At 58.9% G+C, this 15,510-nt stretch carries 10 protein-coding genes; 3 read left to right on the forward strand and 7 right to left on the reverse strand.

Features of this window, described 5'->3' with window-relative positions:
- Nucleotides 1-96: 96 nt before the first annotated feature.
- Nucleotides 97-1,350, reverse strand: a complete 1,254-nt coding sequence (gene glyA / locus HBN68_RS10725) for a serine hydroxymethyltransferase (RefSeq protein WP_094992222.1) — start codon at nucleotides 1,348-1,350, stop codon at nucleotides 97-99.
- A gap of 131 nt (nucleotides 1,351-1,481) precedes the next feature.
- Nucleotides 1,482-5,228, reverse strand: coding sequence for a bifunctional diguanylate cyclase/phosphodiesterase (locus HBN68_RS10730; protein WP_262373505.1), 3,747 nt, complete (start codon nucleotides 5,226-5,228; stop codon nucleotides 1,482-1,484).
- 407 nt (nucleotides 5,229-5,635) lie between these two features.
- Between HBN68_RS10730 and ettA the strand changes: the two genes are divergently transcribed.
- Complete coding sequence (gene ettA / locus HBN68_RS10735; RefSeq protein ID WP_047273569.1) at nucleotides 5,636-7,303, forward strand: energy-dependent translational throttle protein EttA; 1,668 nt, start codon at nucleotides 5,636-5,638, stop codon at nucleotides 7,301-7,303.
- Nucleotides 7,304-7,564: 261 nt separating this feature from the next.
- Nucleotides 7,565-8,902 (forward strand): NADP-specific glutamate dehydrogenase, encoded by a 1,338-nt coding sequence (gdhA, locus tag HBN68_RS10740; protein ID WP_094992224.1) that lies wholly within the window; start codon nucleotides 7,565-7,567, stop codon nucleotides 8,900-8,902.
- On the opposite strand, the gene HBN68_RS10745 is transcribed toward gdhA, so the two are convergent.
- The 5 genes from HBN68_RS10745 to HBN68_RS10765 all read right to left on the reverse strand — a co-directional run bounded on the left by HBN68_RS10745 (nucleotide 8,899) and on the right by HBN68_RS10765 (nucleotide 12,639).
- Nucleotides 8,899-9,393, reverse strand: a complete 495-nt coding sequence (locus HBN68_RS10745; protein WP_094992225.1) for a GreA/GreB family elongation factor — start codon at nucleotides 9,391-9,393, stop codon at nucleotides 8,899-8,901. The two genes, gdhA and HBN68_RS10745, sit on opposite strands and share 4 nt — an antisense overlap.
- 57 nt (nucleotides 9,394-9,450) lie before the next feature.
- Nucleotides 9,451-9,810 carry a hypothetical protein gene (locus HBN68_RS10750; RefSeq protein ID WP_169964032.1) on the reverse strand — a complete coding sequence of 120 codons (360 nt, stop codon included), beginning with the start codon at nucleotides 9,808-9,810 and terminating at the stop codon, nucleotides 9,451-9,453.
- A 96-nt stretch (nucleotides 9,811-9,906) separates the two neighbouring features.
- Nucleotides 9,907-10,206: a chorismate mutase gene (locus tag HBN68_RS10755; RefSeq protein ID WP_094992227.1), complete on the reverse strand. Its 300-nt coding sequence runs from the start codon at nucleotides 10,204-10,206 to the stop codon at nucleotides 9,907-9,909.
- Between the two features lie 15 nt (nucleotides 10,207-10,221).
- Nucleotides 10,222-12,075, reverse strand: a complete 1,854-nt coding sequence (locus HBN68_RS10760) for a DUF4105 domain-containing protein (protein ID WP_094992228.1) — start codon at nucleotides 12,073-12,075, stop codon at nucleotides 10,222-10,224.
- A 75-nt stretch (nucleotides 12,076-12,150) separates the two neighbouring features.
- Nucleotides 12,151-12,639, reverse strand: coding sequence for a DUF3015 domain-containing protein (locus HBN68_RS10765; RefSeq protein WP_019411892.1), 489 nt, complete (start codon nucleotides 12,637-12,639; stop codon nucleotides 12,151-12,153).
- A 272-nt stretch (nucleotides 12,640-12,911) separates the two neighbouring features.
- Here HBN68_RS10765 and HBN68_RS10770 point away from each other — a divergent pair, with 272 nt between their 5' ends.
- Nucleotides 12,912-15,350: an ATP-binding protein gene (locus HBN68_RS10770; RefSeq protein ID WP_094995114.1), complete on the forward strand. Its 2,439-nt coding sequence runs from the start codon at nucleotides 12,912-12,914 to the stop codon at nucleotides 15,348-15,350.
- Nucleotides 15,351-15,510: the final 160 nt, after the last annotated feature.

Consider the following 15,510-nt stretch of genomic DNA (forward strand, 5'->3'; position numbering starts at 1 on the left):
TGACAGGGCGTAAAGCGATGCACTGTGCAACCCAGCATGCAGCGCCCACAAAAAAGCCCGGCTCAAGAGCCGGGCTTTTTGTTCAGCTATTTACACTCAGTTGCCGTAAACCGGCAGCTTCTTGCAGATGGCTTTGACTTTCTCGCGAACAGCGTCGATCACGGCTTCGTTGGTGATGTCGTCCAGAATGTCGCAGATCCAGGTAGCCAGCTCGCGGCATTCTTCAACCTTGAAGCCACGGGTGGTCACAGCCGGAGTACCGAAACGCAGACCCGAGGTCACGAACGGAGAGCGCGGGTCGTTCGGCACGGAGTTTTTGTTCACGGTGATGAACGCTTTGCCCAGCGCGGCGTCGGCGTCTTTACCCGAGATGTCTTGCTTGATCAGCGACAGCAGGAACAGGTGGTTTTCAGTACCGCCCGAAACCACGTCATAACCGCGCTCAATGAACACCGAAGCCATGGCCTGGGCGTTCTTCACCACTTGTTGCTGGTAAACCTTGAACTCCGGTTGCAGGGCTTCTTTGAAGCACACTGCTTTACCGGCGATCACGTGTTCCAGCGGGCCGCCTTGCGAACCCGGGAAAACAGCGGAGTTCAGCTTCTTCTCGATTTCGGGGTTGGCTTTGGCCAGGATCAGGCCGCCGCGTGGGCCGCGCAAGGTTTTGTGGGTAGTGGTGGTCACTACGTCAGCAAACGGCACAGGGTTCGGGTAAACGCCTGCTGCGACCAGACCGGCCACGTGCGCCATGTCCACGAACAGGTAAGCGCCGACTTTGTCAGCGATGGCACGGAAGCGCGGGAAGTCCAGGATCTGCGAGTAAGCGGAGAAACCGGCCACGATCATTTTTGGCTTGTGCTCAACCGCCAGGCGCTCGACTTCGTCGTAGTCGATCAGGCCGTTGGCGTCGATGCCGTATTGAATAGCGTTGTACAGCTTGCCCGAGGACGAAACGGTGGCGCCGTGGGTCAAGTGACCGCCATGGGCCAGGCTCATGCCCAGGATGGTATCGCCGGCCGACAGCAGCGCCAGGTACACCGCGCTGTTGGCCTGGGAGCCAGCGTGCGGCTGAACGTTGGCGTAATCGGCGCCGAACAGTTCTTTGGCGCGGTCGATGGCCAGTTGCTCAACCACGTCGACGTATTCGCAGCCGCCGTAGTAACGCTTGCCCGGATAACCTTCGGCGTATTTGTTGGTCAGTACCGAGCCTTGAGCTTCCATCACCGCTGGGCTGGTGTAGTTTTCCGAAGCGATCAGCTCAATGTGTTCTTCCTGGCGCTGAGCTTCTTGCTCCATGGCGGCAAAAAGGTCGGCGTCGAACTTGGCAAGTGTCAAATCACGGCTGAACATGGCGGTCCTCAAGGATCGGGGGCAGAAAAGGAGGGCATTCTAACCCAACGGGTTTTATCTGGCATATGAAAGGCAATCATGTGGCAGACAAGTGGCTTTCAGGTACGGGGTTTTAGCGAGCTTTTGAAGCCTTACTCGAACACTGGCAGGGCTTCCTGGCTGAAATGTGCTTCAAATTGCCGCGCAGGCATGGGCCGCCCGAACAGGTAACCCTGCACTTCATCGCAGCCATGTTCACGCAGGAAGTTCAGCTGTTCGTGGGTTTCGACGCCTTCAGCGATCACGGCCAGGTTCAGGCTGTGGGCCATGGCGATGATGGCGCGGGCGATCTGTGCGTCCTGTTCACCTTCGGGCAGACCGTCGACAAAGGTGCGGTCGATTTTCAGCACATCGATGGGGAACTGCTTGAGGTAATTGAGCGACGAGTACCCGGTGCCGAAGTCGTCAACGGCAATGCTCAGGCCGAGGTTTTTCAGGCTGGCAAGGATTTGCAGCGCTTCGCTGACTTCGCGCATCAGGATGCTCTCGGTCAGTTCCAGCTCCAGACAGGCCGGGGGCAGGCCTGTCTCCTTTAGGATATTGGCAATGCGCGTGCCCAACTGGCCGTCGGAGAATTGCCGCGCCGAGATGTTGACCGAGACTTTCGGCACGCGCACTTTGGCTTGGTGCCATTGCTTGAGCTGACGGCACGATTCAGCCAGCACCCAGTCGCCCACATCCACCACCAGCCCCAGTTCCTCAAGTACCGGGATAAAGTCGCCCGGCGGCACCAGGCCACGACGCGGGTGGTTCCAGCGCAGCAACGCTTCGACGCCAGTCAGGCGCTTGCCGTCGCCGCTGAATTGCGGCTGGTAATAGAGGATGAACTCTTCCTGCTCCAGTGCATGGCGCAGGTCGCTTTCCAGTTCCAGACGTTCCAGCGCGCTGGCGTTCATGTCTGCCTGATAGAACTGGAAGTTGTTTTTGCCACGTTCCTTGGCGTGGTACATCGCCGTGTCGGCGTTCTTCATCAACTGGCTGAGTTCGTTGCCGTCCTGCGGGCTCAGGGCGATGCCGATACTGGCCGTGACAAAGAACTCGCGGCTCTCCAGCACAAACGGCTTCACCAGGCTGGCGAGGATCTGCTCGGCCACGCTGATGGCGCGGTTGAGTGCCATGTCGCGGGTCGCACGGGGTTGCAACAACAGGGTGAACTCATCGCCGCCCATGCGCGCCACGGTGTCGTCATTGTCCACGCAGGCGAGCAGGCGAATGGCCATGTCTTTGAGCATGCGATCGCCCGCCGCGTGGCCCAGCGAGTCATTGATCGGTTTGAAGCGGTCGAGGTCAAGGAACATCAGCACCACCCACGACTTGTTGCGCTCAGCCTGCTGCAGCGCGGTATGCAGACGGTCCTGGAACAAGGTGCGGTTCGGCAGGTGGGTCAGGGCGTCGTAATAGGCCAGGCGGTGAATCCGCTGTTCACTGGCCTTTCGCTCACTGATGTCGCTGAAGAAGCACACATAACTGGCTAGATCGCCTTCGTCATCGAAGACCGCCGTGATGCCGACCCACGCCGGGTAGTGTTCGCCGTTCAGGCGCTTGAGCCAGATTTCGCCTTCCCACGTGTTGTGCTGGTGCAGTTGCTTGAGTACGTAGTGCAAATGCGCTTGTTGCTGTTCATCGACGGTGAGCATGCTCGGCAATTGGTCGAGCACTTGCGACACGGCGTAGCCGCTGACCCGGCTGAAGGCCTCGTTGGCCTGCACGATATAACCCGCCGGGTCGGTAATGAGGATGGCCGAGGTCGAGTGTTCAAATACCGTGGCTGCCATGCGCAGGTCTTTTTCCGCGCGGCGCTGTTGACTGATATCGCGGCCGACCCCGAGGATGCCTTCGAACGCATCGTTCTCATCCCACACCAGTACCAGACGCAGCTCAATCGGGATCTTGCGCCCGTCGGCCCGCAGGCAATCGAACAGGAACAGTTGAGTATCGAGTTCGGTGCGCAGGGCGGCCAGTTGGTCCGGTTTGTCGAGCGCGTGGCTGACCCGTTCAATCAAGCTGTAAACACCCGCCAATTGTTGTGGGTTGGCGATGGTGGATTGCCAGCCGTGCTTGTACACCCAGTCGGTATCGAAGCCCAGTACGGTGTGAACGGAGGGGCTGACGTAGTTGAGTTTCAGCGCACTGTTGGTCGAGAAAATGACATCACTGATACTTTCGGCCAGCATCCGGTAGCGTTGTTCACTGTCGCGTAACGATTCGCTGGCTTCGATCTGGTCTGTGATGTCCTTGGCCACCCCCACGATGCGTGTGACCTGATCGTACGCGTCCCGCGCCAGTGCCTGTTCGCGGATGTCGAAGCGGCGCCACACGCCGTTGCTGTGACGAAAACGCAGATGGCATTGCAGCAGGTGCGCGTAGCCGCCATGGCGCTGTTGCTTGCGCATCAGGTGGTAATGCTCGGCGTCTTCGGGGTGCAGTAGCAGTTCCCAGAAGTAAGTGCCCATTTGCTGCAGTTCGGTGGCGTTGTACCCCAGGGTGTGGCCCAGGTGGTGGTTGCTGAAAATCATCCGCTGGCTGATGACGTCCTGCACATACAGGTGGTCGGGCACAGTGCGCACCACATCTGACCAGAAACTCTGGCGCTCCTGCAGCGACAGTTCGATGAGCTTGCGGCTGGTGATGTCGCTGATGCTCAAGATCACGGCCTGAAAATCGCTGCGATCTTGCGGCAGACGCAGCACCAGCCATAAATGTTGGTCCTGCCCCAGGGCGTCGACGAGGGTGATTTCCAGCTCAAGTTGCTGTTGATGGTTGAGCACCGCCTCGATGACTTGATAGCTAATGGCCGAGGTGTTGTTCGGGCAACCGTTGATCAGTTTTTCCCAGGCACCTTCGCACGAGTCCACGCCCAGCAACTGCAACGCCACCTGATTGACTTCCGTGATGCGTAACTGCTCACACAAATGCTGGCGTTGCACGGGGTTGTTGTTGAGCCAGTGTTTGAGCGCCGTGCTGTCATATAACTGCTCGCGCTCCAGAAAGCCCGGCAGGCTGGAGAGGTCAAGCACGCACAGGGCGACCCCGGTGCCTTCAAAAATGTCGTGATAGCGGCGGCGCCCTTCATGGGCCTGACGCTGGCGGCGGCGCATGTTAATTAGCGCGATCACCGGTAGCAGGGAAAACAGCAGACCGAGCAGGCATTTACCGATAAGCCCGGGCAACAGTTGCCCAATCACCCGCTCTTCGTTGAACAGCGCACGCAGTTGCCAGTCGCTGTGGCTCAGCGGCAACAGCGCGACCGTATCGGTCGCGTCTTGCGAGCTGAGGGTGGAGGCGGGCGTGACAGGGGCCGTGCTGTGATTCAGTACTTTGTGGGTCTGGGCATTTTCGATCAGCCAGTGCGGCCGGTCGGCCTGCCGGGTTTGTAAGGTCAGGCTGTGCAACATGTCCGGTCTCAGGCGCAGTAACCAGTAGCCGCCTGACGGGCTACCGGGTTTGGCGAGCAGCAAATAAAGGGTGCTGGCATCGCTGTTGTTGCTGAAGTAATAACTGTCGGTGCGCGTGCGCGATTGATTGTGTTTGACCCAGTCACGCAGAAAAGCCGCGTCCGGGCTGATACCGCCGCTGTCGAGCAGCACTTCGCCTTCCGGGCTGAGCAGGGCCAGGCTCTGCAACGACGGCAGCGACTGACGCATCCGGCTGACCTGGGCGCGTAACTCGCGCAGTGTGCCGGGGGGTTGTTGGGCGGGCAGCAGATTAAGCGCCATCTCCGCCCGCAGGGCCATGCTCACATTGACGTGATCCGCCAGGTCGGCGCTATAAGCGGCGCTGTATTGGCGCTGATGCTCGACCGTTGACTGAAATTGCTCGATCAGCAGCCAGAACAACATGCCCAGCAATAGCAAGACCAACGTGGCCAGCGCGCCTTTTAACGTGCCGCGCACGGGGGTGCCAAGCCATGGGCCTGGAGCACGCGCGGGGTTAGACGGTGTGACGTTGGGCAAGCTGTGATCCTGCGATTTGGCTGCAATGGTGCGATACGCACTATAAGCGGGACGCCCAAAGGGCGGCTAGCATGCCTTGGACTGTGGCAAAGTGCCAGCCCCCTGGTGGGCGCTGGTTTGCCCTGCACTGCGCATTCAGGTAGCTTTGCCGGTTACGCGGGGGCACAAGGGCTCCTACACTCAGGCTTTTTACATGAGCAGGCATTGACCCAGATCAATCCCTGTCCTTCTGCTATGGCCTGAGCCGTGCATTGCTCGCGCCTTATTCACCTGTCACTGACGCTAGGTTCACCATGGCTCAATACGTTTTCACCATGCATCGGCTGAGCAAAGTTGTTCCGCCGAAGCGGGAAATCCTGAAAAACATCTCCCTGTCGTTTTTCCCGGGCGCCAAGATCGGCGTACTCGGTTTGAACGGTTCGGGTAAATCCACCCTGTTGAAAATCATGGCTGGCGTCGACACCGAGTTCGACGGCGAAGCCCGTCCAATGCCGGACTTGAACATCGGCTACTTGCCGCAAGAGCCGCAACTGGACCCGAGCAAAACCGTTCGCGAAGTGGTTGAAGAGGCCGTGAGCGTGATCAAGGACGCGCAAGCGCGTCTGGACCAGGTCTACGCGGAATACGCCGACCCGGATGCCGACTTCGACAAGCTGGCCGCCGAACAGGCCAAGCTCGAAGCCATCCTGCAGGCAGGCGACGGTCACAACCTTGAGCGCCAGCTGGAAGTCGCCGCCGACGCGTTGCGCCTGCCAGCCTGGGACGCGAAAGTTGAACACCTGTCGGGTGGTGAGAAGCGCCGTGTGGCCTTGTGCCGCTTGCTGCTGTCGGCCCCGGACATGCTGCTGCTCGACGAACCGACCAACCACCTGGATGCCGACTCGGTCGCCTGGCTGGAGCACTTCCTGCACGACTTCCCGGGCACCGTGGTTGCGATCACGCACGACCGTTACTTCCTGGACAACGTAGCGGGCTGGATTCTGGAACTCGACCGCGGCGCCGGCATTCCTTACGAGGGCAACTATTCGGGCTGGCTTGAAGCCAAGTCCGATCGTCTGGCCCAGGAATCCAAGCAGCAGTCGGCCCACGAGAAGGCCATGAAAGACGAGCTGGAATGGGTGCGTAAAGGCGCCAAGGCGCGTCAGTCCAAATCCAAGGCCCGTCTGCAACGCTTTGAAGAACTGCAATCGCAGGAATTCCAGAAGCGCAGCGAGACCAACGAAATCTACATCCCGGCCGGTCCGCGCCTGGGTGACAAGGTTATCGAGTTCAAGAACGTCTCCAAGGGTTACGGCGATCGCGTGCTGATCGACAACCTGTCGTTCGCCATGCCAAAAGGCGCCATCGTTGGCGTGATCGGTGGTAACGGTGCGGGTAAATCCACCCTGTTCCGCATGCTGATGGGCAAAGAGCAGCCGGATTCGGGCAGCATCGAAATCGGTGAAACCGTGCAATTGGCATGCGTTGACCAGAGCCGCGACGACCTCGACGGTAGCAAAACGGTGTTCCAGGCCATTTCTGACGGTTCCGATGTCATCCGTATCGGCAACTATGAAATCCCTTCGCGTACTTACGTAGGGCGTTTCAACTTCAAAGGGGGCGATCAGCAGAAGTTCGTCAAGGACCTGTCCGGTGGTGAGCGTGGTCGCTTGCACCTGGCCCTGACCTTGAAAGAGGGCGCCAACGTGCTGCTGCTCGACGAACCGTCCAACGACCTTGACGTTGAGACCCTGCGTTCGCTCGAAGAAGCGCTGCTGGACTTCCCTGGCGCCGCCATTGTGATCTCTCACGACCGGTGGTTCCTTGACCGCGTCGCGACCCACATCCTGGCGTATGAAGATGACTCTCAAGCAGTCTTCTTTGAGGGCAACTACACCGAGTACGAAGCTGACCGCAAAAAGCGCCTCGGCGAGGCGGCTACTCAGCCGCACCGTGTGCGTCACAAAAAACTGGCCCAGTAAGGCCGGTTTGCAAAAAGCGGAGCCCCACGGGGCTCCGTTTTTTTTGCCTGTTTTGGCTGTACGTAATGGCTATTGCTGGTGCAGAAATGGGTACAAGATTCACTTTTTTGGTGCGCAAAACACAAAAAAAGTAGCGCTATTTATATAAAAGCACCATTTAAATTCAGAACTGCGACATTTTGCGCTGTCGCGGTGCGACATGAATTGATAAAGTTCCGGCCAATCTCCGTTTAACGACAATAAATTTGCCGAGACTTGCCCATGATCGAATCCGTCGACCACTTCCTTTCCCGCCTCAAAAAACGTGACCCCGACCAGCCAGAATTCCACCAAGCGGTGGAAGAAGTCCTGCGTAGCCTGTGGCCTTTTCTAGAAGCCAATCCGCATTACCTGACTTCCGGGATTCTTGAACGTATATGCGAACCTGAGCGGGCGATTGTGTTTCGTGTGTCGTGGGTGGATGACGAAGGCAAAGTGCGGGTCAACCGCGGCTTCCGTATTCAGATGAACAGCGCCATTGGCCCTTACAAAGGCGGCCTGCGCTTCCACCCGTCGGTGAACTTGGGCGTGTTGAAGTTCCTGGCGTTCGAACAAACCTTCAAAAACTCCCTGACCTCGTTGCCTATGGGCGGCGGCAAAGGCGGTTCAGACTTCAACCCCAAGGGCAAGAGCGACGCTGAAGTCATGCGTTTCTGTCAGGCCTTCATGAGCGAGCTGTACCGCCACATCGGTTCTGACGTGGACGTGCCCGCCGGTGACATTGGTGTCGGCGCCCGTGAAATCGGTTTCCTGTTCGGTCAGTACAAGCGCCTGAGTAACCAGTTCACCTCCGTGTTGACCGGCAAAGGCATGAGCTACGGCGGCAGCCTGATTCGCCCGGAAGCCACCGGTTTTGGTTGCGTGTATTTTGCTCAGGAAATGCTTAAACGCAGCGGCCAGCGCATTGATGGCAAGCGTGTGGCGATCTCGGGTTCCGGTAACGTGGCGCAGTACGCCGCGCGTAAAGTCATGGACTTGGGTGGCAAAGTGATTTCGTTGTCTGATTCCGAAGGCACTCTTTACTGCGAAGCGGGATTGAACGACGAGCAGTGGGATGCGCTGATGGCGCTTAAAAACGTCAAGCGTGGGCGTATCAGCGAATTGGCCAGCCAGTTTGGCTTGGAGTTCCTGGCCGGGCAGCACCCCTGGAACCTGACCTGCGACATCGCCTTGCCGTGCGCTACGCAAAATGAACTGGACGCTGACGCGGCACGTGCGCTGCTGAGCAATGGCTGCGTGTGCGTGGCCGAAGGCGCTAACATGCCGACCACGCTGGAGGCGGTGGACCTGTTTATCGAGGCGGGCATTCTGTTCGCTCCGGGCAAAGCCTCCAATGCGGGCGGCGTGGCCGTGAGTGGTCTGGAAATGTCGCAAAACGCCATGCGTTTGCTCTGGACCGCGGGTGAGGTGGACAGCAAGTTGCACAACATCATGCAGTCGATCCACCACGCGTGCGTTCACTATGGTGAAGAAAACGGCCGTATCAATTACGTCAAAGGTGCCAACATCGCCGGGTTCGTCAAAGTGGCCGATGCCATGCTGGCGCAGGGCGTGGTTTAAGCCGGGTCTACGCGAAGGATTTCGACCTGCAAATCCCCCGCAGGTCGAAGCCATAGCACTTCATCGCCGGGGCCTGCGCCCAACAGCGCACGGCCCAGTGGCGATCCCCAATTGATCAAGCCCTGGGTAGCATCGGCCTCATCTTCGCCCACCAGTTGCACCTGTTGCTCATTGTCGTGTTCGTCGACGAACGTCACCCTGCTGCCGATCTGCACTTTTTCTGTGGACGTGGCCGGGGCGGCGACCTGCGCACTCAGCAAGCGCTGATTGAAGTAACGCAAGTCACGGTCGAGATCAGCCAGACGTTGCTTGTCGGCATCCTCCCTTTTGGCGGTTTCGTGAGCATGCTGAGCCTGTAGCTCGCTGACTTTGGCTTGCAATAAAGCAAGACCCCGGGCGGTGACGTAATTGGGCTGGCTGCTGACCTGACGCTCAATGGGGGCATTGGCGTGGTCAGCGGCGCTGTCTTCATTTACAAACGCGCGGCTCATGGCAACTGTCCCATATGGCGATAAGGTTAAGAGCTCGCGGGCCGGTCAGGGTTCAGATTATTGCGAGCGATGAGCCCGGGCCGCGTCCACATCCTTCTCGTGTTGCCAGTCGCGTTCGCGTTGATCCCAATGGCGCTCTTGATACTGCTCACGGTCCTCGCTTTCACGCATGGCCTGACACTGACGAAAGCCGTCATCCCAGCCTTGAGCGTAGGTGGGATCATTCAAATAGCGCGGGACGTTTTTCTTGAATTCACCCGTTATCACGCCTGCTGCTTGTCGGCCGCTGCTGCAACCCTCATCAAAGCCGTCGGCAAAGGCGGGTGGATACCCTTTGGCCAGCAGCTTCTGGTGGGTGGTCTGACACCCGGCCAATACTGCAATCAGCATCCCCACCCCCACACACCTGCGCCACATAACCCACCTCATTGCACCGTTGAACGGCTGATGAGGTGAGTGTAGGCCGGGATCTGTGAGTGAGACGTCAAGCCGATGTCAATGCGATGTCAGTGATCAGGTTGAGCCCCCGAGTGTCGCGTGTTCAGCCAGCTCCTGCTGGATAAATGCCGCGACCATGGCGCGGTATACCTGCTCGGTGACGTGGGGGTTGGCACCGAGTTCCTCGGCCAATGCCCTGACCTTGAGGAAAACTTGCTCCACACGCTGTGGGGCTTTGACCGCGTTGCTGTCCTTTTTAAACCGGGCGGCCTGCGAAACATACGCCCCGCGCTGTGCGATCAAGCCGACAATCTGGCGGTCCAGTTCGTCGATGTGTGCCCGTACGTCTTCCAGGTTTTGGCACGTTATCGCCATGTGGTGAAGCTCCCTTCAGTAGTGATACCACTTCACTTCCAACATCACTTCGTTCACTGGCGAGGTCAAGTGGCTGAACTCGCGCTGAGCCGTCAGGCGTAAACCAAGGTTGCGCGACAGTTCCCATTGTTGGTTCAGGCTCAAGGTGCGGCGTATTTCTCCGTTGGTGAAGTAATCGCCTTTGGCTTCCAGGCTCAGGTTGCCGATCGGGTTGCGCCACAGCAGGCCGGTGTTAAAGCCCGCCGCTGGTGATACGAAAGCCGCAAAGTCGTTGTTGTGCTCCACGCGCACAGTGCCGAGGGCGAAGCCCAGCACGTCGTCAGCCAGTTGCCAGGTGCCACCTGCGCCGCCGTTGACATGGGTGACAAGGGTTTCATCGCCATGTTTACCGAGTACCCGCTCCAGCCCACCACCCACTTGCCATGACCAGGGTTTGAGCAAGTCATTGCGCGGGGTAAGGGAGCGGATGTTGGCCAGGTCCAACTGCTGGATTTGCCAGTGGTTGCCTTCGTACTGACGCAGTTTGAGCTGCAGGATTTCAATTTGCGCACCCAGCGGGAAGCCCGGCGCGTTGTCATTGAGGTCGTGGTAGGCCATGCGCAGGCCATATTCGGCAAAGGCCTTGTCGTCACGGCTGCCGACGCCCAATTGCCAGGTACGCGATTCGTGGCCGTTCTCTGGCAGCTCGGGTTTTTCGACGTCCAGTTCAGGGGCCGGATTTTGATTAATCGCCCGCAGCAGTTCAAAGCTGCGTTGCGAACGGTCGGTGTCCCGCTCCAGGCCGTTGGCGCGGTAACGTTCAAGGCGATACGCCGCATCGATAATCAGCGCCTGACGCGCTTTGGGCAGGGCCTTGAAGTCCGGATTCTGCAATTGTTTCTGGTCGGCGCTGACTTGCAGCACCCATTGCTGCTCCTCGGGGTCGAGTACCTTGGCGCGATCCAGCAGCTCACGTTCGCGGGAAGGCCGGTATTCGATACTCTCGACCAAACCGGCTTCCTTGACGGCTTTCACTGTGTCGGTGGGGATCGCCGTGAGGGGAAACTGGGTCGTCAGTTGCAGGCCCGGACGTGCTACTTGCAGCAACTCAAGCAGGCGATAAGAGCAGTTTTCATCGAAGAAGAAGTAATCGAACTGGATCTGTTTCAGCTCCCACACGTGTTCGACCATGCGCCGGGTTTCTACGGGCGTCAGGTTCAGGCGGTATTCCCACAGGTCACGGTTTTCGAGACTGCGGTATTCCGAGAGTTTTTCCTGATACGGCACCAGCGCGAACAGGCCCGGGTAGCCACCGGCCAGTCCTTTCCACGCGTACAGAATGCTGTTGTCGGAGCCTTCAATGTAGGCGCCAAAGTTGATCGCGTAGCTCAGCAGTGCGGTCTTGTTGCTTTGCACGTCTGCCTGATCGATGCGCAGCAACGTGTGGCCGAACATTGATGACGGGCTGTTGAGGTAGGCCGCCGGGAAAATCATGACGGTGCTGTGCGGGGCCACGTCTTTGAACCATTGCGTGAACTCTGCGCAGGGGGCGGGCGGCAGGTCGTTCAGGTTCAATTGGGCCTTGAGCCAGCGGGTACGGGCCGGGTACACGCACTGCGGGTGTTTGTCCCCCAGGCTTAACGGCGAATACAGCGCCTCGACGGTGGCGCGCAGTTCGGCGTCCGGGTGTTGGGCACCGTCGGGTGCGATGAAGAATTTGTCGTCGCTGACGTAACTGCGCCAGCCGCCGAGTGTGCGGGCTTCATAATGCCCGAGGGAAATCCAGAAAGGGTCGTTGGCCAACTGCTGCAAACGTTGATTGTCGATATGGGGCGCGGCATATAACGGGGCGCAGGCACAGAGCGCCAGATAGGCAAGGCGTTTGAGCATGGTGGGCAACTGTTGTCAGACAAATAGAAATGAAGCAGAAGAGTACCCGCTCCGAAAGGAGCGGGCAGGTCTCATTTACGCAGCAGTGGCGTATTTGGACAGGCGTGCATCACTTTTCAGGACGGCCAGGGTGTTGTTGTGAACGTCATCTGCGGTCACGTCAGCTTTGCTGAAGATCTGCTGGAAGTGTTCGTGGGTGACAGCAGCAAAATGCTCGCGGTCTTCAGGGGCTACACCCAATACCACCGCGTAGGTGGTCAGTGCTTCGCCGTTGCCTTTAGCCATGTCTTCGGACAGCTCGTTCATCATGCCATTCATGGCAATCCACGATTTGCCGCCGTAAGTCAGCGCGTCTTTGGTGGTGCAACCGTTGGTGCCGGATGTCATGCCGAAGGTAGCGTTGCCGGAAGTGCCGTTGGTGGTAGACGCCAGGAAGTGGGCCGGTGTGCCGCGCTGGCCTTCAAACAACATGTTGCCCCAACCGCAGTTTGGGCCACCGGGTGCCTGAGCCATGGCATTGAGGGAAACAACAGTGAAGAGAGTACCGAGAAGAATCCGTTTCATAGCTTTGTTCTCTATGTGTGTGCAACCAATGGACAAGGGTGTCTGGCCCTGAAGCGCCAGTACGGGCCAGTTATGACTTCCAGCCGCGTAACACCTTGGAGTCTAGGCACGTTCTGCAGGTTCCGTCTTTTTTTGTAAAACAATCATTGATCAAGCGCAGTTTTATCCCGCAAATGCAGGCCCTCCGGAATTCACGCATCGTGCGCCTTGCCAGTGGCGTACAGCCAGCGCCAGAATGCTGCCATCTGCCCCGCCCGATGTAAGGAAGCCCGATGCCTGATCCTGTTGCTGCCAGCTTGCGTTTAGCGCCTGATGCGCTGACCCGTCCGTTTTCCGCTGAACAGTTCAGCTTCTCTACCACCAATGATCTGGAGCCTTTTCGCGGCATTCTCGGCCAGGAACGTGCGGTCGAAGCCTTGCAGTTTGGCGTGGCCATGCCGCGTCCGGGTTACAACGTCTTTGTGATGGGTGAGCCCGGCACCGGGCGTTTTTCATTCGTCAAACGCTACCTCAAGGCCGAAGGCAAGCGCCTGAAGTCCCCCAGCGACTGGGTATACGTCAACAACTTCGATGACCCGCGCGAGCCACGGGCGCTGGAGTTGCCGGCCAGCGGCGCCGGGGCGTTCATCGCTGATATCAATGGGTTGATTGATAACCTGCTGGCGACGTTCCCGGCGGTGTTCGAACACCCGACTTATCAACAGCGCAAAAGCGCCATCGACCGGGGCTTTAACCAGCGCTATGACCGTGCGCTGGATGTGATCGAACGGCTGGCGCTGGAAAAAGGCGTGGCGCTGTACCGCGACAGCAGTAATGTCGCCTTCACGCCAATGAGCGATGGCAAGGCGCTGGATGAAGCCGAGTTTTCACAGTTGCCGGAAGAGGAGCGCGAGCGTTTTCACGAAGATATTTCGCAGCTCGAAGAGCGTCTCAATGAAGAGCTGGCGAGCCTGCCGCAATGGAAGCGTGAGTCCAATAACCAGCTGCGCCACCTGAACGAAGAAACCATCACCCTGGCGCTGCAACCGTTGCTGGCGCCTTTGTCGCAGAAGTACGCCGAGAACGGCGCGGTGTGTGGTTATTTGCAGGCCATGCAGGTGTACCTGCTCAAAACCGTGGTCGAGCAGTTGGTTGACGACAGCAAGACCGATGCCCAGGCGCGCAAGCTGCTGGAAGAGCAGTACCTGCCGAGCCTGGTTGTCGGTCAGCCCATGAGTGGCGGCGCCCCGGTGGTGTTTGAGCCGCACCCGACCTATGACAACTTGTTCGGCCGTATCGAATACAGCACCGATCAGGGCGCGCTGTACACCACGTACCGTCAGTTGCGACCGGGTGCGCTGCATCGCGCCAATGGTGGTTTCTTGATCCTGGAGGCCGAGAAGATGCTTAGCGAGCCGTTTGTGTGGGATGCGCTCAAGCGCGCCCTGCAATCGCGCAAGCTGAAAATGGAGTCGCCGCTGGGCGAGATGGGCCGTCTGGCGACCGTCACCCTGAGCCCGCAAGTGATCCCGTTGCAGGTCAAGGTCATTATCATTGGCGCCCGTCAGCTGTATTACACGCTGCAAGACCTCGACCCGGACTTCCAGGAGATGTTCCGGGTGCTGGTGGACTTCGATGAAGACATCCCGATGGTCGACGAAAGCCTTGAGCAGTTCGCACAGCTGCTGACCACGCGCACGTCTGAAGAAGGCATGGCGCCTCTCACCGCCGACGCAGTGGCGCGACTGGCCACGTATAGCGCGCGGTTGGCGGAGCATCAGGGGCGGTTGTCGGCACGCATCGGTGATCTGTTCCAGTTGGTCAGCGAGGCGGATTTCATTCGTCATTTGGCCAACGATGAGATGACCGACGCCGGGCACATCGAACGTGCGCTCAAGGCCAAGGCCACCCGTACCGGTCGCGTATCGGCGCGGATTCTCGATGACATGCTGGCGGGTATCATCCTGATCGACACCGATGGCGCTGCTGTCGGTAAATGCAACGGCCTGACTGTACTGGAAGTGGGGGATTCAGCGTTCGGCGTGCCGGCGCGGATTTCGGCCACGGTGTACCCGGGTGGCAGCGGAATCGTCGACATTGAGCGCGAAGTTAACCTCGGGCAGCCGATTCACTCCAAGGGGGTGATGATCTTGACCGGGTATCTGGGCAGCCGTTATGCACAGGAGTTTCCGTTGGCGATCTCGGCCAGTATCGCGCTGGAGCAGTCTTACGGGTACGTGGACGGCGACAGTGCGTCACTGGGCGAGGCATGCACGTTGATTTCTGCGTTGTCCAAAACGCCGCTCAAGCAGTGTTTTGCAATTACCGGTTCGATCAACCAATTCGGTGAAGTGCAAGCGGTGGGCGGGGTCAACGAGAAGATTGAAGGCTTCTTCCGTCTGTGTGAGGCCCGTGGGCTGACCGGCGAGCAGGGCGCGATCATTCCCCAGGCCAACGTGGCCACCTTGATGCTCGACGAAAAAGTGCTGCAGGCCGTGCGCGAGGGCAAATTCCACGTGTACGCGGTGCGTCAGGCGGACGAAGCCCTGAGTTTGCTGGTAGGTGAGCCTGCGGGTGAGCCGGATGCCGAAGGCCAGTTCCCGGAAGGCAGCGTGAATGCGCGGGTGGTCGAACGCCTGCGGGTGATTGCGGAAATGATCAGCGATGAGGATCTCAAGGAGGCTGAAAAAGAACTGATCGCCGAAACCCTGGCGGCTAAAAAAACCGTCTAGAGCCCTCTGCGGTGGTTACGCGTTTTACCCTCCGTTGGTCACGGCGCCTTTGCGGGCGCCGTTTTTCTTCTATTCTCAGCTCAAGGACCTCCACTGTCGTCACTGGAACGATGCAGCCCGTTGTGTGCGGCTGAATACAGGAACCACCGAGGGTCGCCGC

This window comes from Pseudomonas sp. WS 5078 (genome assembly GCF_012985745.1).
Lineage (GTDB): Bacteria > Pseudomonadota > Gammaproteobacteria > Pseudomonadales > Pseudomonadaceae > Aquipseudomonas > Aquipseudomonas lundensis_A.